Here is a 23,445-nt window from a genome sequence, read left to right as displayed (position 1 = left end):
ACGGTTTCGCCCGAAGTGGCCCAGAATGCGTAAGTTTTGATTTTTTTCGCTTCGATAGATAGAATTAGGATGGCATAGCCTTTGCTGGTAAGGAACGGACTCCGGTTTGTTCCTTACCGGCGGGCCTGCCTGATCCGGGTTCTATTTTTTTTGCCTGACCGATAACACCAGTTTTAGCCAATTTGATACTTCTCTATGAAACGCGTACTTATTACGGGTGGAGCAGGGTTTTTAGGATCTCATTTATGCGATCGCTTCATAAAGGAGGGATACCATGTCATAGCCATGGACAACCTCATTACCGGCGACATGCGTAACATCGAGCATCTGTTCCATCTGCCCACCTTTGAATTCTACCACCACGACGTCTCCAAATTCATTCACGTACCGGGCGAACTGGATTACATTCTGCACTTTGCCTCACCGGCCAGCCCCATCGATTATCTGAAGATTCCGATTCAGACGCTGAAAGTAGGCTCGCTCGGCATCCATAACTGCCTGGGTCTGGCCCGGGTCAAGAAGGCCCGGGTGCTGATCGCTTCCACTTCGGAAGTTTACGGCGACCCGACGGTGCATCCCCAGAACGAAGACTACTGGGGCAATGTCAACCCGGTCGGCCCGCGGGGCGTTTACGACGAAGCCAAGCGTTTTCAGGAAGCCATGACTATGGCTTATCATACCTACCACGGCCTGGAGACGCGGATCGTGCGCATTTTCAACACCTACGGTCCGCGGATGCGTCTCAACGACGGTCGGGTGCTGCCGGCCTTTATCGGACAGGCGCTGCGGGGCGAAGACCTCACCGTTTTCGGCGACGGCAGCCAGACGCGGTCGTTCTGTTACGTCGACGATCTGGTCGAAGGCATCTACCGGCTTCTGCTGAGCGATTATCCGTATCCGGTCAATATCGGCAACCCCAGCGAAATCACCATCCGGGAGTTCGGGGAGGAAATCATCAAACTGACCGGCACCAGCCAGAAGATGGTGTACAGGCCGCTGCCGAAAGACGACCCCAAACAGCGCCAGCCGGACATTACCCGCGCCAAAGCCATTCTGGGCTGGGAACCGCAGGTGTCGCGCGCCGAGGGCCTTCGCATCACGTATGATTACTTCCGAAGTCTGCCCGAAGAGGAACTCTACAAAGCCGCCTATCACCGGGAGTTTGTAAAAAAATGATATGAAATCCGTACCATTCGGGCCAAAGTCCGACAAAAATCCAAACGGATAATTCATAATTCATAAATCATTTCTATCTTTACGGCGTAAATGCCTTGAGCATTACACCTTTAGCTGTCTGTCTTAAAACCTGCGTGTCCTTCTGTGTCTCGCAGGTTTTTTTATTTTCAACCTCTGGTACTATTCTTGATACGGAAAGAATACTATCTTGACCTCAGGTACCCCCTATAATCCGTTATCAGGCATGATTAACCCACCGAATGCCCGGTCGCTTCCGGGGTTTTGGTCAACGACGCACAGACTTTTTGCCGGCTGCTGGATTGCTTTCCTCGCTACTCAGGTAACTCCCACTGCGGCTTCCCCTCCACCACCCGCCGACTCGCTCGCCACCCGTGAAGGCCGACTGACGACTTACCGGATTACCGGCGCTGCGGATTCCATCCCGGGCCGGAAACTGAACCGCATCCTGACCGGAAATCCCCTTCAGGCCCTCCAGGGTCAGGCGGCCGGGGTGCTGGTGACGGCCAACTCGGGTGATCCGGGCGGGGCGGTTTCGGTCCAGGTCCGGGGGCCCGGGCGGTTTGGAGATTCCTCGCCCCTGATCGTCGTCGACGGCATGGTTATTGGTCAGGAAGATAACCTCAACTGGCTGTCTCCCAACGATATTGAGACCGTGGAGGTGCTGAAGGATGCTGCTTCCTCGGCTGTATACGGCATGCGGGCCGCCAACGGGGTCGTGCTGATCACAACGAAGCGGGGCCGGGCCGGAAAACCGCGGGTGACGGTCGGTCTGTCCGCCGGCGTTCAGCGGATGACCCGGCGCCCCGATCTTCTGAACACGCAGCAGTACATCGATTTCATCAATGAAAGCCGCTCCAACGGCGGGCTGATCTCCGCCTTCAAGCTCACCAACCAGCAATCACTCGATACCCTGCGGGGTACGAATACCAACTGGGTCGGTGAAATAATCCGTCCGGCCGCCGTCCGGAATGCCTATGTGTCGGTAGCGGGCGGAAACGAAACTTCCCGTTATCAGCTCTCGGTCGATTACTTTAAACAGCAGGGCCTGCTGCTAAGTACCGACTTTGAACGGCTGGGCCTGCGTCTGAATACCGAATTCGACCTGACGGATCGCCTGAAAGTAGGGGAGCACCTGACCGCCGGCCAGTCGGTCCGGCACGCCAATGAGGGCATGGGCGGGCGGACGCCCCTCGAACAGGCTCTGAAAAGCGCACCATATCTATCCGTCACCAACCCCCGGCTGGCCGGCGGCTTCAACGGCCCGACTTACCTCGACGCCGGCAATGATGCCCGAAATCCCGTCGGGCAGTCGAAGCTGTTCAACGACCGCCGTACCCAACTGAACCTGATCGGGGACCTGTACGGCGAATGGGCCATCCTGGACGGTCTGACGTATCGGGCAACCTTCGGCTTCGATCTCCGGAACTTCGACCGGCTTTTTTCCATGCCCGCCTATAACATGGGCGAGTTCGACATCAATCCGTCGGCCGCCGTCGTCCGGGCCAAACAGAGCCGGTACAACCTGCTGTTGAGCCATCAGCTTACGTATTCGTATGCCACCGGCGGCCACTCGGTCACGGCGCTGCTTTCGGGGAGCCGCCAGACCTATCGCACGGACGACATCAGCGCATCGGCCGACGGTCTTCCCGGCAACAACATTCTCGCCCTGACGGCGGGCCAGTCGTCCCGGAACCGGGCCGTGGGCGGGGTGTACGGCTTCTACCGGATCGTCAGCCTGCTGGGGCAGGTGTCGTACGACTACCGGAAAACATATTTTCTCGGCGCGGCCATCCGGCGGGACGGTTCCTCGCGGTTCGGTCCCGGCAACCGGTTCGGCACGTTTCCTTCGGTTTCGGCAGCCTGGTATCTGCACCGGGAAGCGTTTCTGGCTTCCGTGCCTTACCTGACCACCGTGAAACTGCGGGCGGGCTGGGGAAAAACCGGCAACGACAATGTCGGCGACTTCCGGTATGCCTCCCTGATCGCCGAAAACTACAACTATCCCTTCGGGCCGACCAATTCCTTCCTGGGGCTGGGCGCGCTGCCGGGGACGCTGCCGAACCCGGGCGTCCGCTGGGAGTCCAGCGCCATGGCGAACCTGGGCCTGGATTTGGGAGCGTTTGAGAACAGCGTCAGGGTCAGTCTTGATTATTTCCGCAAACGGACCTCCGACCTGCTGGTGGAGGTGCCGCTTCCCTCCTCGGTCGGGGCGGCCGCCCCGCTCACCAACGCCGGGCAGGTCGAAACGCGCGGGCTGGACCTCAGCCTGTACGTGGAACGGACCTGGAACTGGCTGACGTACGGATTGTCAGGTTTTGCCTCCTGGCAGCGAAACGAGGTGAAGTCGCTCGGCGAGCGACCCGACCCGGTTTTCAGCGGCACCGTGGAGGGCGAAACCGTTACGGCCACGGCCTCCGGGCATCCCGTCGGGAGTTATTACGGATTTCAGGTGGCCGGCATTTATCAGAACCGCGACGAAATCCGGCAGAACCCCGGCCTGCCCGGTACGGAGCCGGGCGACCTCCGGTATGCCGACCTGAACGGCGACGGCAAAATCACCGACGACGATAAGACCTGGCTCGGAAGTCCGGTCCCGACGTTCTATTATGGCCTCTCCGCTAACGTCAGCGGCAAAGGCTTCGATCTGGCGGCTCTCCTTCAGGGGGTTACCGGCAACGATCTTTACAATGCAAGCGCCTACTGGCTGAACGGGTATCTGGGCCGGTACAATGCCGGAACCCAGGTGCTGAACCGCTGGACCCGCGAACGCTCCTCGACTGCCCAGCCCCGGGCGGATGCGTCGGGAACCAACAATTTCCGCCCTTCTACCCGCTTTGTGGAAAACGGCGGCTACCTGCGGCTGAAGATGCTCCAGCTCGGTTACACCCTGCCGGAGTCGCTCACCTCTTCCTGGGGAATCAGCCGACTTCGGGTCTATGTAGGGGGTCAGAACCTGTTCACCAAAACCCGGTACTCGGGCCTGGACCCGGAATTTGCGGCCAACCAGGCCATTGCCGAGGGCATCGATGTAAGCGTGGTTCCGCAGCCGCGCACCTTTCTGGGCGGTATTCAACTTAGCTTTTAATGCGGAATCCAATGAAAAAGACCTACCCTCTGGTTCTGGGCCTGCTGCTGCTGGCCGGTTGCAGCGAAAAGGCGCTGGAAGTGCAGAACGTCAATGTGCTGACGACCGATAACTATTATAAAACCGCCGACGATGCGATCCGGGCGGTCAATGCCGCCTATTCAACGCTGGCGTCACCGGACCTGTATTCCAGAACGATCCAGATGGCGCAGGAACTGATGTCGGATGAAACCTCGGCGACGGGTTCGACCACGCCGAGCCTCCTGCTGATGCGCGAAGCCGAAGCGGATGCTTCCAACGAGGTTTATCACGCGATCTGGAGCGGCTGCTATCAGGGTGTTTACCGGAGTAATCTGGCTATCACCCGTATACCCGGGGTGATGATGGACGAGGCCAAGAAAAGCCGCCTGCTCGGCGAGGCTTTTTTCCTGCGGGGACTGTATTACTTTCTGCTGGTTCAGCATTTCGGCGATGTGCCGCTGATCCTGAAGGTAGTGGACGTGAGCAACCCCGCCGAACGGCAACCGGGCCGGGCCGCAGCCACGACCGTTTACGAATCGATCCTCAACGATTTTACGGAGGCTGAGAAGCGGTTGCCGGCGACCTATGATGGCGACGACATCGGACGGGCTACGAAGGGGGCCGCCAAAGGGTTCCGGGCCAAGGCGCTGCTCTACCGGGGCAATCTGACCAACAGCCAGGCCGACTATGCGGCAGCCGCCCGGCTGTTTAAGGAAATCATCGACTCCGGCCAGTACGATCTGGTGGCTAATTTCCGAGACAACCACACCAATACCGCCGAGAACAATAAGGAATCGCTGTTCGAGGTTCAGTTCTCCTCAACCGTCAATCCGGGGGCTTTCTGCGACGAGTGCGGCACCGGCGGTCTGCGGCCCCTGGAAATGGGCGTGCGGAGCCGTGCCTATAACAACGTCATTCCTTCCGAATGGTATGTGAAGCAGTTCGAACCGGGCGACACCCGGCTGTTGGCCTCCATTTTCGGGCCGCAGGGCAGCAAATTCGACGGCCTGGATTACTATAAGATTCTGGAATACAAGGCCTGGACCGACATCAAACCGGCCGATTATGCCGTCCGGAAATACCAGAAAGACGGCGGCAACGAATTCGACTGGGCCACCGGATCGGATGTCAACATGCGGCTGCTGCGGTATGCCGACGTGCTGCTGATGTACGCCGAAGCCGTCAATTCCGCCCAGGGCCCAACCGCCGACGCCTATGCCGCCGTGAACAAAGTCCGGAAGCGGGCCGGGCTGAAGGACCTGGAACCCGGCCTGCCCAAAACCGCCTTCATGGAGTGGATCATGCATGAACGGGTGGTCGAGCTGGGCATGGAAGGCCACCGGTGGCACGACCTCGTCCGCTGGAAACAGGCCTACCGCCAACTCACCGAAAAGGGTCGACCCTTTGACGAAAAGAAACACTATCTTTTCCCGATTCCCGTCAAAGAACGCCAGCTGAACCCGAACCTGACCCAGAATCCGGGGTGGTAAGCCGCTGATAATCAAAGGGCTTTAGAACTGCCACCATTTCGGCGGATGCTGGGTCCGGAACGGACTTTCCACGCAGGCCGTGCAGGGGGCAGGTGAAGGCAGGGCCGGCGGCAGGTCCATCAGATCCGGGAAGGCCGGGGCATTCCGGCGATCGACGTAGAACGGTTTGATCACCATGGCCGAGGCCGCAAAGTAACCGAAAACCAGTTCTTCTGCATTTCCGGTGCTGCTGAGGTTACCGGTCAGAGTGGCCGGGGCGGCATCGAACAGCCCCCCGGAATTACTGATCATGTCGTTCAGCGTGAACAGATACTGATAAGCCTCTTTCGTCAGCGATTGCTGTTCAATTTCCAGATAATAAGGCAGATAACTCGTAAACGGCACGCGGGTAAGCGGTCGCCGGCTGATGCGGTTTCCGTTGATGGAATTGTCGCTGGCGATGTTGATCTCGTTCTGATACCGGATGATGTCCCAGCAGGGTCCGCAGCAGAGGACACCGTATTCGATAAAGTTCTGACATCCGGAACATTCCGGAATTTTGACGGTCCCGCAGAAATACGGACGCTCGTAATGCACCCAGCTCCAGCGGTAGTAATCGTCGGGCGTGGCCGGGTCTTTCAGGTCCAGATAGACGTCGAAACCCTTGTTGTAACTCTGCGTTCCCGGCCGCAGCTTCTGCGTAAATTCCACATACACCGTATCGATGGGAACGACGGGCCGGAGCAGTTCCGGCTTCGACCGGTAACTTCGTCCGTCCGAAAGCTGAATGTTCAGGGTGTAGGTCCGGCCGGCCACTCCGCGCCAGCTGGTGTCGGGCTGGTAGTAGCCGGGGGACGTTTCCCGAAACTCCACCCGCCGGTTGGCGTCGTCGGACACCGTCACCGAGGCATTCTGCACCAGCAGGTTAAGGGCGGTTTGTTTGTAGGCGGCCGTCAGGCTCAGCGAAACCCGGTTCCGGCCCGGCTGGTCGGTCACCAGACCGTCGACGACCAGCGAAGGCGGCAGGCTGCGCGCATCCGGGTTGATGGGCGTCACGCAACGGCATACCAGGAGGCCCAGCATCAGGATCGTGATCGAGGAAAAAAATCTCATACCCGGTTACAGCTTGAAGTTGTAGGTGAGTGACGGAATGGCGGCCCCGAAGATAGACAGTTTGTTGGCATCCCCGGCGGCATAGCTGTTGAACCGGTAAAATACCGAGTAGGCATTCTTACGGGCATACAGGTTGTAGACCGAAAAGGTCCAGCTGTACCACCAGCGGGTGGCCCTGACCGGGTTTTTCTCCCAGGTCAGCGAAATATCGAGCCGGTGATAATCCGGGATGCGCTGCTGGTTCCGGTCGAGGTAGACCGGCAGCGTAATCAGATTGTTGACGCGGGCCTTGGCATAGGGCACGGTCATGGGCCGCCCGGTGCTGTAGGTATAATTGGCGGAAGCCGTAAAGGTCCGGGAAGGGCGGTAAATCGCCAGCAGGTTCACCGAGTGCGGTTTATCGTAATTGGCCGGATACCATTGCCCGCTGTTGATGCGCTCGCCGGGGTAGGGGGAGTCGATCAGCAGGAGGGTGCGGGTAAAGGCGTAGCTGGCCCATCCCGTCAGGAATCCCTTGCTTTTCTTCAGCATGAGTTCCAGGCCATAGGCACGTCCCCGGCCCTGGAGCAGCTCGGTTTCAGGGGTTGGGTTCAGCAGAATGCGTGACCCGTCCCGGTAGTCGATGGCATTGCGGCTGTGGCGGTAATACACTTCAGCGGAAACCTCGTAGGTATCGTCCTTCAGGTTGCGGAAATAGCCGGCTGAAAGCTGATCGGCGATCTGCGGTTTGATGTGGGGGTCGCTCAGCTTCCAGCGAGAGGTCGGCAGGGCGGCCGTGGTGTTCGTCACCAGTTGCAGGTACTGGCGCGTGCGGGTATAGGCCAGCTTGAACGACCGGTCGGGCCGGAGGGCCCAGCGCAGGGCCAGCCGGGGTTCCAGACCGCCGTAGGCTTCGGCTATTTCACCCCGCCGGACGGGTTCAGTCTCCCGCAGGGTTTCGGGCCTTCGCGGACCGTCGGATGCGTAGGAGCGCACTTCCGTCGGGCCGAGGAAGGCAAAAGCCGAATACCGCAACCCGGCGATGACGGCGGTGCGGTCGCTGAGGGTGATCTCGTCCTCGGCATACAACCCGGCTTCGATGCCCTGCTCGTTCGGCAGCCGCACTGGCTGCACATTGGACACCGGCCCGGGCGTCAGCGTATTGGGCGTCAAGCCGTAATGCGTCACCTGAACGCCAAACGCAATCCGGTGGCGGTCCCCCAGGTATTCGGCTTCGGCCCGGACGATTTTCGACAGCAGCTCAGATTGCAGCCGGAAGGCATTGCCCGTATCCGGAACGCTGGTAGCCGAGCGGTAGCGGGCCATGACGGCCGAAAGGTTCATGCTGAACCGACTCGAGAAGGTATGGATCCATTTCAGGGAGCCGTTGGCGGTCTGGTAGTCGAAGCCCGTTCGGGAGGCCGAAACGTCCACCGAAAGCAGCGAGTCGGAGGGGAGCAGCATTTTATCGTTGCTCACATAACCCGACACATAGACGGTATTTTTTTCGTTCGGCAGAAACTTCACTTTTCCGGTCAGGTCATAAAAGCTCGCTTTTACGTCCCGGATGGCGGCCGGGCCAAGCTTGAACAGAAAGTCGTTGAGTGCCAGCCGCGTATCGATCATGACGGTCAGCTTCTGCCGGATGATCGGCCCCTCGACCCCCAGCCGGTTCGAGATCAGTCCGACCCCTCCGCTGAGCCGCCATTTTTCCGGATCGGGTTCTTTGGTCCGGACATCCAGCACGGCCGAGGTCCGTCCGCCGTACCGGGCTGGAAGGTTCCCTTTCTGGAGAGTGACGTCCCGCACCGCGTCGGGGTTGAACACCGAAAAAAAGCCCATCAGGTGGGAGGAGTTGTAGATGGGCGCGTCGTCGAGCAGCACCAGGTTCTGGTCCACGCTGCCGCCCCGGACGTTGATGCCGGTGGCTCCTTCGCCGACCGTGGTGACGCCCGGAAGCAGCAGCAGGCTCCGGACAATGTCGACCTCGCCCATCAGGGCGGGCATCTTGACGATGTTGTGAATCGGCAGCTGCGTGACGCCCAGTTCCACCTTCTTCACGTTCCGGTCCGGCGACTCGGTTTTGACCGTGACCTCGTCGAGCAGTTTGGTGTCGGGTTCGAGGGTGATGTTGTTGAGCGTCCGGCTGGGCGGGACGCTGATTTTCTGTTCGGTACGGATATAGCCGAGGTGCGTGATCAGTAGGGTATATCTGCCGTCGGAAACCGTCAGGGTGTAGAAGCCGTCGCGGTCGGTGGTGGTGCCGCGCCGGGTTTCCTGAATGAAGAGGGTGGCGCCCCCGATGGGTTTGTTCGTGCCTGCTTCCCGGACATAACCGGAAATCACGCGGGTGAGGAGGGCCTGTGCCCGGGCGGATATGCCCAGGAGCAGGGAGAGCGCACCGATGGACAGCAGTCGTCCGACAGTCTGTAACACGTTCAGGATGAGGTCAGGTCTGGAACTTTCTACAATATAGGGACAAATGATGGTTTTACACGAACTGGTTAACAAATTGCCGGGATTCGGTTGTGGCAGGCACAAAAAAACCGGACCCGGCAAGGGTCCGGGTCCGGCAGGAAGTAGGACCACGGTCAGACGGACATGATGTCCTGTTCCTTGGTGGTAAAGATGGTTTCGATTTTGGCGATATAGCTGTCGGTCAGTTTCTGAACCCGGTCTTCACCCTTCTTGACGTCGTCTTCGGAAACGCCTTCCTTGGTCAGTTTCCGGATCCCGTCGTTGGTGTCCTTGCGGATATTGCGCACGTTCACCTTGGCGACTTCGATTTCCTGTTTGACCTTCTTGACCAAGTCCCGCCGGCGTTCTTCGGTCAGGGGCGGAATGTTGAGCCGGATCAGTTCGCCGTCGTTGGTGGGAGCGAGGCCGAGGTTGCTGTTGCGGATGGCCTTTTCGATCTCACCGATCAGTTTTTTTTCAAACGGCTTGACGGCGATGGTCCGGGCGTCGGGGGTGGTCACGGAAGCGACGTTGTTGATCGGCGACATCATGCCGTAGTATTCTACCTGAAGGCCGTCGAGCATGGAGGGAGACGCTTTCCCGGCCCGGATTTTACCTAACTCGATATTCAGGTGTTTCAACGCCTTTTCCATGGTTTCCCGGGCGTCGTCAAGATAGAGTTCAATCTCTTCCATTGTCGTTTTTGAACTTTGATTGAGAAGATCCCTTCCGGGAGGGGGTTAAACCGACTCCGACGGCACGTCCACGGTAATGAGCGTACCTACTTCCTCGCCCTGCACGAGCCGAATCAGGTTGTCGGATTGATTCATATCGAAGACGATAATCGGCAGATTGTTTTCCTTGCACAGCGTGAAAGCCGTCAGATCCATGACGCTCAGTTTCTTCTCGTAAACGTCCTGAAACGTAATGGTGGTATACCGGGTGGCGGTTTTGTCCTTGAAGGGGTCGGCCGTATAGACGCCGTCGACGCGGGTTCCTTTCAGTACCACGTCAGCCTCGATTTCGATGGCCCGCAGGCTCGCAGTGGTATCGGTCGTGAAGTAAGGGCTGCCGGTTCCGGCCCCGAAAATGACCACACGGCCTTTTTCCAGGTGACGCACGGCCCGACGGCGGACGTACGGTTCACAGACCTGCTCCATTTTGATGGCCGACATGACGCGGGTAAAAAGGCCGTGCTGTTCGAGCGAACTCTGAATGGCCATGGCGTTGATGACGGTAGCCAGCATACCCATGTAGTCACCCTGAACCCGGTCGATGCCGGTCCGTTCGCCCTGTACTCCGCGGAAGATGTTTCCTCCGCCGATGACGATGGCGACCTGAACCCCCATATCGACCACCCGTTTGATTTCGCGGCTGTACTGTTCCAGAACTTCCGGATCGATTCCGTACCCTTTTTCTCCGCTCAAAGCCTCACCGCTGAGTTTGAGCAGAATTCTTTTATACCTGAGTTGAGCCATGAAGAAGAGTTTAGCGGCAAAGATAAGACAAAACCGCAAAGGGAGGAAGCCTGTTCCTTAATTAGGCGAATTCGACGAGCACCTGATTCTTCTCGACCCGGTCACCGTTTCCGACCCGAACGGCCCTGACGGTGCCGTCGCCGGGGGCCTTGATGACGTTTTCCATCTTCATGGCTTCCAGGATCAGAACGCTGTCTCCTTTCCTCACGACGTCGCCCGGCTGGATGCTTACGCTCAGGATCAGCCCGGGCATCGGGGCCCGGATATCGTTGACCCGGCTCTGACCGGCCTGACTCATTCCCATCTGTTCGAGCAGGAGGTCGAAGCGGTCTTTCAGCGATACCTCGTAAACCGACTGGTTGATTTTCAGGGAGATGGTTTTTGCTTCGGCATCCAGCGAGAGCAGTTCCGCCGTATAGGAACGGTTTTGGTGCAGGAGGTGAAACGTCCGGTCGTCCAGCCGGACCAGGTTCCAGTCGACAGGGTCGCCGTTCAGCAGAGGCTGATTTCCGGAAAACGTGATTTCGAAGGAGAACCGGTCATTGACGGAGGCCTTGTACATGGGATCGGGTTATTTTCGGTTCATCAAATATACACCGAGCAGGCAAATTCCCATACCGGTCATCTGCGGCCAGAACAGCGGTTCTCCGTCGAACAGCCCCCAGAGCAGCGCCACCATCGGGATCAGGTAGGTGACGGTGGAGGCAAAAACGCCGGACGTCAGCTGGATGACCCGGTTAAAGAGAATGGTTGCGAAGCCGGAGCCGATCATGCCCAGAATGAACATGAATACTACGGCCGTACCGGAGCCGGGGGCGAAGGCCCGGGCGGGGAAATCGGTGGTTCCCAAGCCGATAAGGGCAATCGGTCCGATCATGGCGAAGGTAAAGGCCGTCGAGGTCAGGGCCGGCATTCCGGTCAGATACCGCGCAACGATGTTGATATTGAAACCGTAGCAGATGGTGGCCACCACGATCAGAAACGCGTAACCGTTGAAGGCGAAGGATCCGGTCGTACTGAAAAAGACCAGGAAAACAGACCCGGCAAAGCCCAGGAGAATACCGACGATCTGCAGCAAACGGGCCTGGTTGCCAAACACCAGTACGCCCACCAGAAAGGTAAAAAGCGGGCTGAGGGCGTTCAGTGCACCGGAAAGGGAACTGTTGAGGTGGGCGCCGGCCGTGGCAAAGAGAACGGCCGGAATCAGATAACCGAGCATACCGGACCCGAGCAGGGGAAGCCAGCGGTCACGCGGGAAATCCCGTCGGCGGAGGATCAGATAGGGGAGAAAGAAGAGGAAAGCCAGAAAGATGCGGCCCGTTCCCACTTCAAAGGGGGTGAAAACCAGAAGGCTCCGTTTGATCAGAATGAAGGATGTGCCCCAGATGAGCGCCACCGAAATCAGAAGAAACCAGGCCAGCGCCCGCGGTTTCGGGGGGGAAGCGGCCGGCGGTTCATCGGTTTTGAGGGGAATCGGTCTTGTCATACCGGATTGACGGACCGGCGCGTTTTTTGGTTCCTTTCCGGCCGCCGGAAGCCGTTTTTGCTCATTTTTCGGGCCCTTTTTTACCGAAAGGCAAACTTTTTCCGATCCTGCGGATTATACTATTTTACCTATTTCGGAGTTGATACAATAGGGCTGCTGCCCGGTTTGGGCTTCGAAATGCAACGGTTCGGCAACAAATGCCGTACGGGCATGCAACGGTCGGTAACGGATTCCTGTCCTGCGATTAGAACCCATCTCTATAGCTCAAGCTTGTCGCATTCCCCACAGTCGGGTCCCTTCCGATGAAGGCAGCCCGGGGAGTTTCCTGGCGGCAGTTCTAATAATCCTGATCGCAACTGGTTGATTGTTAGGTGTTATATGCTCCCACTTGTGCATGAGAGTTTCTTTGATCATTCTGAATTATAATTCAAGTGGATATACGCTCGACTGCGTGGCATCCATCCGCCGGCATACCCGTATGGCCGAAACGGAAATTATTGTGGTCGACAACGGCTCCCGGGAGGATGATTTCGAAGCCCTTCATTCGCTCAACGGTCTGCCTTCGGTCCGGCTGGTCCGCAGCCGCCTGAACCTGGGCTTTTCCGGCGGCCATTCGTTCGGCCTTCAGTTTACCGATCCCTCTTCGGCCTATTATTTTTTTCTCAACAACGACTGCCTCCTCCTCGATGACGTCTGCACCCGGCTGTATGCCTACATGGAGGCCCACCGGAACGTGGGGGTCTGTACGGCCCAGGCTATCAACCGGGCCGATCAGCCGGAACCGTCCTTTGGTTATTTTCCTCGTCTGAGCGCTAAACTGCTGGGGCACGCGGTGGTTCGGAAACTCCGGCCGGCGCATTACCCGCCCAGAAAGGACGCCTACCGCGAGCCGGTGCCGGTGCCGGTCGTCACGGGCAGCGCCATGTTCGTCCGGGCGACGGCCTTCTGGCAGGTCGGCGGCTTTGATCCGGCCTATTTTCTTTTTTGTGAAGAAGAGGACATCTGCCGGCGTCTCAACCGGGCCGGATGGTCGGCCGTTCTGGTGCCGGATGTCCGGTTCCGACACATCGGGGGCGGCAGCACGAACCGGAACCTTCTGATCGAAAAGGAGTATTACCTGTCGCTGTTTTACTACTTCCGGAAGTACGAGAGCAATCCGACGCGGCTGGCCTTACAGCTCTTTTATCTGGTGAAGGTGGGCCGGAAGTCGGTCGGCAACCGGCGGTATAGGGAACTGGTCTGGTTTCTGCTGCGGGGGGCGCCCGTTCGGGAGAGTCTGCGTTATCAGCAGGGGCTGGCCGTCATCGCCCGGAATTTATTGAAAAAGTCTCACGCCATAACCTTTGAAACCGTATGACGCTACCCGCAAGAGTACCTCTCTCCGTCGTGATCATCACCCTGAATGCGGAGCGGACGCTGGCGAAGTCGCTGGCGTCGGTCGCAGACTGGGCGGACGAAATCATCCTTGTGGATTCCGGAAGTACGGACGCTACGCTTTCCATTGCCCGGAAGTTCGAATGCCGGGTGTATCACCGGGAGTTCGACGGCTTCGGAACACAGAAGCAGTATGCCGTCGAACAGGCTACTCACGACTGGGTGCTGGTGCTGGATGCCGACGAGATCGTTTCAAAGCCGCTGGCGCTGGAAATCAGGGAGCTGTTTACGAAAGGGACCCCGATCATGGACGGCTATGCGCTGCCCCGGAACCTGGTTTTCCTGGGACGCGTCCTGCGTTACAGCGGGCAGCACCGCCAGCCTATCCTTCGCCTGTTCGACCGGCGGCAGGGCTGCATTTCGCCCACGCGCGTTCACGAATCGGTCCAGGTGGCGGGTCCGGTGGGGCGGTTTTCGGCCCCGCTGATTCACGACAGCTACGGGTCGTTGCACGAATATGTCGTCAAAATGAACCAGTATACTACCCTGAGCGCGGGGGAAATGGCCGCCCGACAAAAAAAGGCGAACCTACCGCTGCAGGGGCTGCGGTTTCTGTTCACCTTTCTGAAGATATATATTTTCAGGCGGGGCGTCCTCGACGGGTATCCCGGCTTCGTCTGGGCGCTGCTGTCGGCCGTGTATCCGGTCATCAAATACACGAAGCTTCATGAAATCCAGGACGCCAAAGCCCATGACAGGGTGGAGCCGGCACTGGCCTTTTCACGCTAAGGTCAGCGCGTAGGACTCGGCGATCTCGTCCAGAATCTCCGAAAGTTCGGCGAAGGTGTCGGCCTGGACGAGCCGCTGGCGGAACGGCTTGAAGTTTTCCAGCCCTTTGAAGTAGTTGGTATAATGCCGGCGCATTTCGAAGATGCCGGTTTTTTCTCCTTTCCAGCGGATCGAGAACGTCAGGTGCTGTTTGCACACGGCCACGCGGTCGGCCAGGGTGGGGGCGGGCAGGTGTTCTCCGGTATGCAGGTAGTGTTTGATCTCGTTGAACACCCACGGATACCCGATGCTGGCCCGGCCGATCATAATGCCGTCGACGCCGTAGCGGTTTTTGTATTCCAGTGCTTTTTCCGGACTGTCGATATCGCCGTTTCCGAAAATCGGAATGCGGATGCGGGGGTTTTCCCGGACGCGGCCGATGAGCGTCCAGTCGGCCTCGCCCTTGTACATCTGAACGCGGGTGCGGCCGTGGATGGTCAGGGCCTGGATCCCGATGTCCTGCAGCCGTTCGGCCACTTCCAGAATGTTTTTGGTGGCATCGTCCCAGCCGAGCCGGGTTTTCACGGTTACGGGCAGGTGGGTGGACTTGACGACGGCCTCGGTCATCCGGACCATTTTGGGAATGTCCTGAAGCAGGGCCGCCCCGGCACCCCGGCAGGCCACGTTTTTTACCGGACAGCCGTAGTTGATGTCGATCAGGTCGGGGCTGACGCGGGTGGCGATTTCGGCGCAGGCGCCCATGGTCTGTACGTCCGAGCCGAAAAGCTGAATCCCGATCGGGCGTTCGTATTCGAAGATGTCCAGTTTCTGAACGCTCTTGGCGGCATCCCGGATGAGACCTTCGGAGGAGATGAATTCCGTATACATCAGGTCGGCTCCGTTGGCTTTGCATACCGCCCGGAACGGCGGATCGCTGACATCTTCCATCGGGGCCAGGAGTAGCGGAAAACCGCCCAGCTCTATGTTACCAATTTTTACCATATATCCGCTAACAACGCGGGTTTCAAAGATGTTCTAATCGAGTAAAAAACCGGTAAGGTTTTGATAGCCTTGCCGGTTTGCCGTAAATTTACGCTTAATATGGAAGATTTCCGCGCGACCGCACCGAATACCAACCGATTGCACCCCTTACGCAGCCTGCTGATTTTACTGGGATTTATCTTACTCGGCATGTCGATCGGCAGCATGATTGCGGGGGCGGTGATCGTCGCCTGGGCGGCCGCCGGAGGCAATACGGTGACGAACGCCTTCGATCTGCTCAATCATCCGAAGGATTTTGCCGGCAGCTGGTATCTGCTGATGTTCGTGCAGGGAATCAGCCACCTGTTTTCGTTTCTGGTGCCCTGCCTGCTGTATCTGCGGTTTATCGAACACCGCCCGGCCGGTGACCTCAACGACCGGCCCTTATCGACCGTTCAGGCTCTGGGGGTGGTGGTGCTGCTGACCATCGCCTTCATGCCCTTCGACGGCCTGATCATTGAGTGGAACCGGAATATGAGCCTTCCTGATTCCCTCTCCGGTCTGGAAAACTGGATGCGGCAGAAGGAAGATCAACTGTCGGAACTGACCACCTTCCTGACCACGTTCACGACGCCCTGGCAGCTCGCCATCGCCATTTTCGTCATCGGGGTCATTCCGGCCATCGGGGAGGAAGTGCTGTTTCGGGGGCTGGTGCAGCGCAAACTTCAGCAGTGGTTCGGAAACCCGCATCTGGCCGTCTGGATAGCGGCCCTGATCTTCAGCGCCATCCACGTGCAGTTCTACGGATTCATCCCCCGGACGCTGCTCGGGGCGTTGTTTGGATACCTGTATGTCTGGTCCGGAAATCTCTGGGTACCGATCCTGGCCCACTTCGTCAACAACGGCTTTACGGTGCTGATGGTCTGGCTGTACCGCCGGCAGATGGTCTCGATCGATATTGAAAATACGGATTCCGTTCCTTTGACCGGAGCCCTTTTTTCGTTACTTTTAACGGTAGGCTTTTTAATTTATTTCCGAAGATCAAATCAATTGCCGTCCCATCCGTATGTCTGAAAACTGGGAGAAAGTGATGGTAACGCCGGTCAGCTACCGGGCCGAACTTGCCAAAGTGTTGTTGGAGGGTCATCAGATCAATGCCGTCGTGGTCAATAAAAAGGACAGCAATTATCTTCTCGGAAACTGCGAAGTGTATGTCCCGAGCCGGGATGCTACCATGGCGAAGATCCATCTGATCTCCGCCGACTTTGATGAAACCCGCCTGTAGCCTCTATTCGGTGGGCCGCCCCTTGCTGGTATACGACAGCACGGTATAAATGCCGTCTCTGGGGGTTCCCGACATTTCCAGCGTGATAATGCTCCGGCCGGTTTCCCAGACACTGGAACGCCGGAGGTGGCCGAGCAGCACCGCATCGCCGAACCGCTCCGGCCGGTCTTTGTACAGCGGAACATTCCAGGTCCAGTAGTCGCCGGGCGGGGTGCCGTAGCGGTCGGACAGGATTTTAACGATGTCGTGATAGTCCTTCCAGTGGTCGATGGCCCGGATGTGTTTTTCCGTCAGAATGTAACGGGCGCCGGCGAGCCGGTCGTCTATGAAATCGAGGTGAAGCGTGGCGGGATAATTGTAAAACCACCGCTGGCGATAGATCTGGGTGGTATCCGTAACCCGGATCGGCGCCAACCGCTCCAGGGTTCTGACTTCCTGGCTGTGCATTCCCCAGCGCAGCGAGCGCAGGTCGGCTTCGGTTGGCTGGCCCGGACTGAAAAGGTTCAGCAAAAAGCCGAGCAGGTATAAAACCATAAAGGGGGTCGGCAGGGAAACCGGTTAAAATGTCAGGTGTTACGAATGAGTTTCGTAAAATAAGGGAAAATCGGCGGAAAGTCGTATGAATGTGGGGAGGCCTGTCCGTATTTTGTTATTTTCGCCGGAAGAACCAACCCGGTTTGTCGTTGTCTTCCTACATGAGAGCTCGCTTAAATCAGATGTCGAACCTGCAACAGCGGGTCATTGCTGCTGCGATCGGCGTCATCGTCATCCTATCCGCCATCTGGTATAGTGACTGGACCTTTGTGCTCCTGTTCTGCGCCATCAGCGCCCTGACGCAGCTGGAATTTTACAAACTGCTCGGACTGGACGGCAACCAGCCGCTGACCTATTACGGAACGCTGGTTGGATGCTTTATCTGTGTGCTGACCTACCTCATCGAAAAGGGGATCATTCCCTTCGACAACTATTTCCTCATATGTCCGGCGGCTTCCATGATTTTTTTAATTAAATTATATAAAAAAAGGGATTTAAAACCTTTTACGAATATCGGGTTTACCTTTCTGGGGGTTATCTATGTGGCGGTGCCGTTCGCTTTGCTGAACGTGCTGGCCCTCCGGGGAGGTACCTACCATCCGGGCTTGGTTCTGGGTTGTCTGATTTTGCTCTGGGCCAGCGACATCGGTGCCTACTTTGCCGGCACTAAATTCGGCCGGAGAAAGTTATTTGCACGAGTGTCGCCAAAAAAGTCGTGGGAAGGGGCTTTGGGCGGGGCGATTGCCGCTGCGGTCATGGCCTTCTTTCTGGCGTTTTACGTCGAAGACCTCCGGCCGTGGGAATGGTACTGTGTCGGCGCGATCATCGTCGTCACCGGCACCTACGGCGATCTGGTCGAGTCTCTGTTCAAGCGGAGCATCGCCATCAAGGATTCCGGATCAACCATCCCGGGCCACGGCGGCTTTCTGGACCGTTTCGACGGGCTGCTGCTGGCAGCCCCCTTTATCATTACGTTCTTAAAAATTTTTTCGTAGCCGGACCATCCCGGCCTGAACCCCGGCTGCCGGAAGGCAATAGGTTTCCGCAGCAGTCGTTTTCTTTGAATGACGATTATGAAAACAGTGATAACGAAAGCATTAACTGTAGTGGCGTTGGTAGGGTTGACGTTACTGCTTCAGGTTCCGGCCCATGCCCAGGGGCAGGAGAAACTGATCATGTTCACTGGAATCATCACCGCCGGAAAGACCTCCGAGCCGCTGCCCGGCGCCTATATCTATATTCCCAATGCCGGCCGGGGCGTTCTGTCGAACAACGTCGGTTACTTTGCCCTGCCGGTTCTGCCGGGCGACAGCATCATCTTCAGTTACGTCGGTTATAAGAAACAGTTTCACATCATCCCGCGCCGGCTGGCCGAACAGTCTTACTCGGCCGTTATCGCCATGCAGGAAGACGTGCAGATGCTGACGGAGGTCAAGGTCTATCCGTATCCGACCGAAGAGCTCTTCAAGCAGGCGTTTGTGAACATGAAACTGCCCGACGAGCGGGAGCGGGCCAATCTGGAGCGAAACACCAGTGCGGAAGCCATGCAGCGCCTGGCCGCCGTCACCCCTATGAGCGCGGCCGCCAATTACCGGTATTATCTGAATCAGCAGTGGTTCGGACGGGAGTCGGTGGCCAACCGAAGCCAGCTGACCGCCATCCCGTTCCTGAATCCGTTTGCCTGGGCTAATTTTATCAAATCGGTCAAAAACGGAGAACTCAAGAAGAAGGATTACCGGCAGGAACTGAACGCTACCCCGAAAGAGAATCTCTCCCGACAGGAGCTATTAAAGAACTGATCCACGGTGCGGTCCGGCAATCAGGATTCAAAGGTGCTCAGGGTCACGGTATTGCGGTCAAACCGGGCATAGGTATTATAATTGAGCCATTCGCCGAGATTGATGTAGCGGCTGGTTTTTCCCACGCTCAGGTCCAGCGGCAGGTGCCGGTGCCCGAAGATGTAAAAGTCGTGATGCTGCCGGGCCTCGACTTCCCGGCAGTATTGCATGATCCATTCGTTGTCTTCCCCCATAAATTCCTCGAACTTTCCCTGATGACTGGCCCGGCTGTGCCGCGACCATCGGTCGGCGATCCCGATCCCGATGTCCGGGTGCAGCCACCGGAACATCGTCTGCGCCAGCGGGTTCTCGAATAGTTTCTTGAGCCGTTTGTAGGTTTGGTCACCCGGGCCGAGGCCGTCGCCGTGACCGATGTGGAACAGTTTGCCGGCGATCTGGTAGCTGCGGGGATTCCGATGGACGGGAATGCCCATTTCGTCGGTAAAATAACTGGACATCCACATGTCGTGGTTGCCGGAGAAGAGGACGATGGGAATACCGGCATCGGTCAACTGGGCCAGCTTGCCCTGGAGTCGGATGAAGCCCTTCGGGATGGATTTCCGGTATTCGAACCAGAAGTCGAAGACGTCGCCCACCAGAAAGATGGTTCCGGCATCGGCCTCGATCGAATCGAGCCACCGGACGATCCGGCGTTCCCGATCCCGGCTGATTTCGGGGGTTGGCGTTCCTAAATGAAAGTCGGAAGCGAAATAGACGGCGCGGTCGGGTGGGAGCGACAGGTGTTCGATTGGAAACATGCAGTAATTTTCAGAATTGCAAAGGTAATACATTGCAACTTTACCACCGAAACTACCATATTGCATCCGGATTGGGAAGCCGGTATCCGGCGCACCGGGTGTACAAAAATTTAGAATGAAAAGACGAATGATTCTTGCCGTTCTGGCGGGTATGATGGTGACGATGGCAGGGAATCCTGTTTATGCGCAGTCGGGAGCGTTGGCGATGGCCACTCCCAAACGGGCGGCAGCTCCGCAGCTGCTGACGTTCGATCGGGTGCTGGTGTATGAACAGACCGACTATAACGGGTCGGTGGTTCGGTATCAGGTCCTTTTGAACACGAAAACCGGAGAGTTCGGTTTTGACAAAAAACTGGCAAATCTTAGCCTGCCGGGTATGGGCAACAGTTTCACCTTCGCCATCGGCCAGCCCGACGGCACCTACCGGATCTACGTCAACGACCGGATTGATGGTAAGGTAATTGTGCCCTATTATGCCGGCAAGGCGTATTATTCGCCCAGCCGGGGCAATTCCTGCCAGGTTAGGTTTCGGAAGCGCTACCACGCTACGGGCCGCGAAGGAAGCCAGTATGGGCTGACGGCCAGCGAGTATAAAGCCAGTCTGGGTCGTCGGGATACGGAGTCGTTGTGGGTGGCCGAGGTGCCGTTTAACCCCTATCCGCTGTACCTCTTCAACGAACTGGCGCTGGAGGCCAAACTGCCCGATGCGCACTCCATCAATCTTTCGAGCTATCTGGCGCACAACGAACTGATCGTTCAGTCAAAAAAGGAGTACTACTCCGAGTTGGTCAACGGAAAACCGGCCACCAGCACCCTGAAACTTATTTTTTTCGGCCCCATCCGGCACACGTTCGACGCAACCGGGTACAGGGCAAGGCGATAAAGGATATAAAAAAAGGGCCGCAAGGCCCTTTTTTTTCTTTATGACAGCGCCGGGAGATCCGGTGCCGGCAGCGGCTGGGTTTCTTCGGGTTTGCTGTTCTTCCCGATTTCTTCCTCGACCACTTCGCTCTTGTTCTTGTAAGCCTGATAGGTCGTCTCCTTATGGAAGGGACGCTTGCCCAGAATCCGCTCCAGATCGCTCTGGAACAGAATTTCCTTCTCAAGCAACTCCTTCGCTACGGCTTCCAGACCTTCCCGCTGGCCGGCCAGCAGTGCTTTTGTCCGCTGGTAAGCCTGGTCGATGATCTTCCGTACTTCGTCGTCGATCGCTTCGGCAGTGGCTTCCGAATACGGTTTGTTGAACTGATATTCGCTCTGCTTGGAGTCGTAGAACGAGACGTTTCCGATCTTGTCGTTCATCCCGTACATGGTCACCATGCTGTAAGCCAGTTTCGTAATCCGCTCCAGATCGCTCAGAGCGCCGGTCGAGATCTTACCGAAAACGTTATCTTCGGCGGCCCTGCCCCCGAGCGTCATGCACATTTCGTCAAGTAGCTGTTCGGTCCGGTACAGATACTGTTCACGGGGCAGATACTGGGCATAGCCGAGGGCGGCAACACCCCGAGGTACGATGGTCACCTTCACCAGCGGATCGGCGTGTTCGAGGTACCATCCGGCAACGGCGTGGCCGGCTTCATGGTAGGCGACGATTTCCTTTTCCTCCGGGGCAATAAGCTTATTTTTCTTTTCAAGACCACCGATCACGCGGTCCATGGCATATTGAAAGTCCTGCATATCGACGGCTTCCTTGTTCCGCCGGGCAGCGATCAGGGCGGCTTCGTTACAGACGTTGGCGATTTCGGCCCCGGCAAAACCGGGAGTCTGGGCGGCCAGTTCGCGCGGATCGATGTCCGGTGCCAGCTTGATCGGTTTCAGGTGAACCCGGAAGATGGCTTCCCGGCCGACGATATCCGGTTTATCGATGCTGATCTGGCGGTCGAAACGGCCCGGCCGCAGCAGGGCGGGGTCCAGAACGTCAGGGCGGTTGGTGGCAGCCATGATGATGATCCCGGAGTCGGTAGCAAAACCGTCCATTTCCACCAGCAGGGAGTTCAGCGTATTTTCGCGCTCGTCGTTGGCGCCCGGCAGGGAACCCCGGCCACGGGAACGACCAACGGCATCGATTTCATCGATAAAGATGATACACGGCGCTTTTTCCTTGGCCTGTTTGAAGAGGTCACGCACCCGGGCGGCACCGACACCGACAAACATTTCGACAAAGTCGGAACCTGAAAGTGAGAAGAACGGCACCCCGGCTTCTCCGGCAACGGCCTTTGCCAGCAGGGTTTTACCCGTACCCGGAGGGCCGACCAGCAATGCTCCTTTCGGTATTTTGGCACCGAGTTTGGTAAACTTGGTCGGACTCTTCAGGTAGTCGACGATTTCCTTGATTTCCTCTTTGGCTTCATCCAGACCGGCTACGTCGTTGAACGTGATCTTGACGCGGTTCTCGGCGTCGAAGAGGGCAGCGCGGGATTTACCGATATTGAAGATCTGACCCCCCGGCCCGGCTCCTCCGGACATTCGCCCGAGCAGGAAATACATAGCCAGGATCATGACGATAAAGAAGCCCCAGGTTTGTAGAAAACCGCTCCAGTCGCTCCTCTGTTCAATTTTATAATCGATCTTCTCGTTATCCGGAACCCCGTCCTGAATGCGGTCGAGGTCTTTTTTAAACGATTCGGCCGAGGAGACCCGGAACGTATAATGCGGACCGGAACCGGAGTTGAAATACGGTTTGTCCTGGAAAAGATTTCTGTATTTAGGACTCTGCAACGCCTGTTGAGTCAGCGTTACTTCGACCACATCATTGTTGACAATGACAACCTCAGCAACCTCCCGATCCTTAACCATCTTCTCGAACCGCTTGATCGTGGTATCACGAACGGCGCTGCTCCGATTGAAGAAGGTTATCCCAAGGATCGCTGCAATCAGGAGCGCCACTATCCAGCCCTGGAAGTTTGGCCGACGGGGAGTTCTGGGTGAAAGCGGATTTCTATTTTTTTCAGGCATTTGTTTGCAACAGAATTACGGCTAAAAAGTCAAAAGGAAAACACCATTTTACAATGGATTGTTTCTGCGGGAATTTTGTTTCGACAGACGGAAGGATTATCGCGTCGGGTGGTCATATGGGCGGATAAGCTTCGGCCCGCGGGCCGGCATCGGAACCGAACCGGCGGGCCGGTGCCCGGAATCAGGCAAAGGTTTCCTCCACTACCCGGATTTCCGCATCACCCCAAAGTTGTTCCAGGTCGTAAAAGGACCGGCGTTCCTTCTTGAAAACATGGGCGACTACATCCACGTAGTCCAGTAAAATCCATTCCCGGTTCATTTTCCCTTCCTGATGCCAGGGATTGATCTGGCTGTCTTTGAAGACTTCTTCAGAAACGGAATCGGCAATGGCGTCGATCTGTGTATCGGAGTTACCTGAGCAGATGACAAAGAAGTCGGCGATGGCATTTTTTACGTCGCGAAGATCCATGACCACAATGTCCACAGCCTTCTTTTCCTGCATTCCCTTCACGACAAGGTTGCACAACTCTTCGGATGATATATCCTTTGGTTTGTTTATTCTCATGCTACTGGTTTAAATTGCACATGCCCGGAATCAGCGGGTAGGTCCTCCGGAGAGTGATCTCTACCGTAATACGGGTGTTCATCCAACTAAAAGTATAAAAAT

Annotated in this window: 21 protein-coding genes; 10 read left to right on the top strand and 11 right to left on the bottom strand. The window is 57.2% G+C overall.

Annotated features, from left to right (window positions below; genetic code table 11):
- Nucleotides 1-195 precede the first annotated feature (195 nt).
- The 3 genes from DX909_RS24450 (at nt 196) to DX909_RS24440 (ending at nt 5,793) form a co-directional block, all read left to right on the top strand.
- Nucleotides 196-1,176 (top strand): UDP-glucuronic acid decarboxylase family protein, encoded by a 981-nt coding sequence (locus tag DX909_RS24450; RefSeq protein ID WP_128547867.1) that lies wholly within the window; start codon nt 196-198, stop codon nt 1,174-1,176.
- Nucleotides 1,177-1,420: 244 nt separating this feature from the next.
- Entirely contained in the window at nt 1,421-4,282 is a 2,862-nt protein-coding gene (locus tag DX909_RS24445) for a SusC/RagA family TonB-linked outer membrane protein (RefSeq protein WP_128547866.1), read from the top strand.
- A gap of 11 nt (nt 4,283-4,293) precedes the next feature.
- A complete protein-coding gene (locus DX909_RS24440; protein WP_164851387.1) occupies nt 4,294-5,793 on the top strand; it encodes a RagB/SusD family nutrient uptake outer membrane protein in 1,500 nt (499 codons plus the stop codon).
- 21 nt (nt 5,794-5,814) lie between these two features.
- On the opposite strand, the gene DX909_RS24435 is transcribed toward DX909_RS24440, so the two are convergent.
- The 6 genes from DX909_RS24435 to DX909_RS24410 all read right to left on the bottom strand — a co-directional run bounded on the left by DX909_RS24435 (nt 5,815) and on the right by DX909_RS24410 (nt 12,285).
- Nucleotides 5,815-6,885 carry a DUF4249 domain-containing protein gene (locus tag DX909_RS24435; RefSeq protein ID WP_128547864.1) on the bottom strand — a complete coding sequence of 357 codons (1,071 nt, stop codon included), beginning with the start codon at nt 6,883-6,885 and terminating at the stop codon, nt 5,815-5,817.
- A 6-nt stretch (nt 6,886-6,891) separates the two neighbouring features.
- Complete coding sequence (locus DX909_RS24430) at nt 6,892-9,300, bottom strand: TonB-dependent receptor (protein WP_229311171.1); 2,409 nt, start codon at nt 9,298-9,300, stop codon at nt 6,892-6,894.
- 155 nt (nt 9,301-9,455) lie between these two features.
- The gene (gene frr, locus DX909_RS24425; protein WP_128547863.1) at nt 9,456-10,016 is read right to left on the bottom strand and encodes a ribosome recycling factor; all 561 of its coding nucleotides are present in this window, start codon (nt 10,014-10,016) and stop codon (nt 9,456-9,458) included.
- A 45-nt stretch (nt 10,017-10,061) separates the two neighbouring features.
- Nucleotides 10,062-10,799: a UMP kinase gene (pyrH, locus tag DX909_RS24420; RefSeq protein WP_128547862.1), complete on the bottom strand. Its 738-nt coding sequence runs from the start codon at nt 10,797-10,799 to the stop codon at nt 10,062-10,064.
- A gap of 61 nt (nt 10,800-10,860) precedes the next feature.
- On the bottom strand, nt 10,861-11,361 hold the full coding sequence (locus DX909_RS24415; protein ID WP_128547861.1) for an acyl-CoA carboxylase biotin carboxyl carrier protein subunit: 501 nt from the start codon (nt 11,359-11,361) through the stop codon (nt 10,861-10,863).
- A 9-nt stretch (nt 11,362-11,370) separates the two neighbouring features.
- Complete coding sequence (locus tag DX909_RS24410; protein WP_128547860.1) at nt 11,371-12,285, bottom strand: DMT family transporter; 915 nt, start codon at nt 12,283-12,285, stop codon at nt 11,371-11,373.
- A gap of 394 nt (nt 12,286-12,679) precedes the next feature.
- Here DX909_RS24410 and DX909_RS24405 point away from each other — a divergent pair, with 394 nt between their 5' ends.
- On the top strand, nt 12,680-13,642 hold the full coding sequence (locus DX909_RS24405) for a glycosyltransferase family 2 protein (protein ID WP_128547859.1): 963 nt from the start codon (nt 12,680-12,682) through the stop codon (nt 13,640-13,642).
- Nucleotides 13,639-14,448 carry a glycosyltransferase family 2 protein gene (locus DX909_RS24400; RefSeq protein ID WP_128547858.1) on the top strand — a complete coding sequence of 270 codons (810 nt, stop codon included), beginning with the start codon at nt 13,639-13,641 and terminating at the stop codon, nt 14,446-14,448. Before DX909_RS24405 ends, DX909_RS24400 begins: the two co-directional genes overlap by 4 nt.
- On the opposite strand, the gene dusB is transcribed toward DX909_RS24400, so the two are convergent.
- The gene (dusB, locus tag DX909_RS24395) at nt 14,440-15,429 is read right to left on the bottom strand and encodes a tRNA dihydrouridine synthase DusB (protein ID WP_128547857.1); all 990 of its coding nucleotides are present in this window, start codon (nt 15,427-15,429) and stop codon (nt 14,440-14,442) included. The genes DX909_RS24400 and dusB overlap by 9 nt on opposite strands.
- Before the next feature lie 99 nt (nt 15,430-15,528).
- Here dusB and DX909_RS24390 point away from each other — a divergent pair, with 99 nt between their 5' ends.
- Together DX909_RS24390 and DX909_RS24385 are read left to right on the top strand one after the other, a co-directional pair.
- A complete protein-coding gene (locus tag DX909_RS24390; protein ID WP_128547856.1) occupies nt 15,529-16,482 on the top strand; it encodes a CPBP family intramembrane glutamic endopeptidase in 954 nt (317 codons plus the stop codon).
- Nucleotides 16,475-16,693 (top strand): DUF2007 domain-containing protein, encoded by a 219-nt coding sequence (locus DX909_RS24385; RefSeq protein ID WP_128547855.1) that lies wholly within the window; start codon nt 16,475-16,477, stop codon nt 16,691-16,693. Before DX909_RS24390 ends, DX909_RS24385 begins: the two co-directional genes overlap by 8 nt.
- Nucleotides 16,694-16,696: 3 nt before the next feature.
- Here the strand turns inward: DX909_RS24385 and DX909_RS24380 are convergent, their stop codons facing one another.
- Nucleotides 16,697-17,227: a hypothetical protein gene (locus tag DX909_RS24380; protein ID WP_128547854.1), complete on the bottom strand. Its 531-nt coding sequence runs from the start codon at nt 17,225-17,227 to the stop codon at nt 16,697-16,699.
- A 161-nt stretch (nt 17,228-17,388) separates the two neighbouring features.
- Here DX909_RS24380 and DX909_RS24375 point away from each other — a divergent pair, with 161 nt between their 5' ends.
- Nucleotides 17,389-18,222, top strand: a complete 834-nt coding sequence (locus DX909_RS24375; protein ID WP_128547853.1) for a phosphatidate cytidylyltransferase — start codon at nt 17,389-17,391, stop codon at nt 18,220-18,222.
- 78 nt (nt 18,223-18,300) lie between these two features.
- Complete coding sequence (locus tag DX909_RS24370; RefSeq protein ID WP_374755876.1) at nt 18,301-19,026, top strand: carboxypeptidase-like regulatory domain-containing protein; 726 nt, start codon at nt 18,301-18,303, stop codon at nt 19,024-19,026.
- A 20-nt stretch (nt 19,027-19,046) separates the two neighbouring features.
- On the opposite strand, the gene DX909_RS24365 is transcribed toward DX909_RS24370, so the two are convergent.
- Nucleotides 19,047-19,823, bottom strand: coding sequence for a UDP-2,3-diacylglucosamine diphosphatase (locus tag DX909_RS24365; protein ID WP_128547851.1), 777 nt, complete (start codon nt 19,821-19,823; stop codon nt 19,047-19,049).
- Nucleotides 19,824-19,950: 127 nt separating this feature from the next.
- On the opposite strand from DX909_RS24365, the gene DX909_RS24360 reads away from it, so the two are divergent.
- A complete protein-coding gene (locus tag DX909_RS24360) occupies nt 19,951-20,706 on the top strand; it encodes a hypothetical protein (protein ID WP_128547850.1) in 756 nt (251 codons plus the stop codon).
- 38 nt (nt 20,707-20,744) lie between these two features.
- Here DX909_RS24360 and ftsH read toward each other — a convergent pair whose 3' ends face one another.
- A complete protein-coding gene (gene ftsH / locus DX909_RS24355; RefSeq protein ID WP_128547849.1) occupies nt 20,745-22,778 on the bottom strand; it encodes an ATP-dependent zinc metalloprotease FtsH in 2,034 nt (677 codons plus the stop codon).
- A 181-nt stretch (nt 22,779-22,959) separates the two neighbouring features.
- The gene (gene rsfS, locus DX909_RS24350) at nt 22,960-23,343 is read right to left on the bottom strand and encodes a ribosome silencing factor (protein ID WP_128547848.1); all 384 of its coding nucleotides are present in this window, start codon (nt 23,341-23,343) and stop codon (nt 22,960-22,962) included.
- Between the last annotated feature and the right edge of the window lie 102 nt (nt 23,344-23,445).

Origin of the sequence: Larkinella soli (genome assembly GCF_003703975.1) — a bacterium.
In the GTDB taxonomy this organism is placed as follows: domain Bacteria; phylum Bacteroidota; class Bacteroidia; order Cytophagales; family Spirosomataceae; genus Larkinella; species Larkinella soli.
This window is presented reverse-complemented; position numbering and strand designations above follow the sequence as displayed.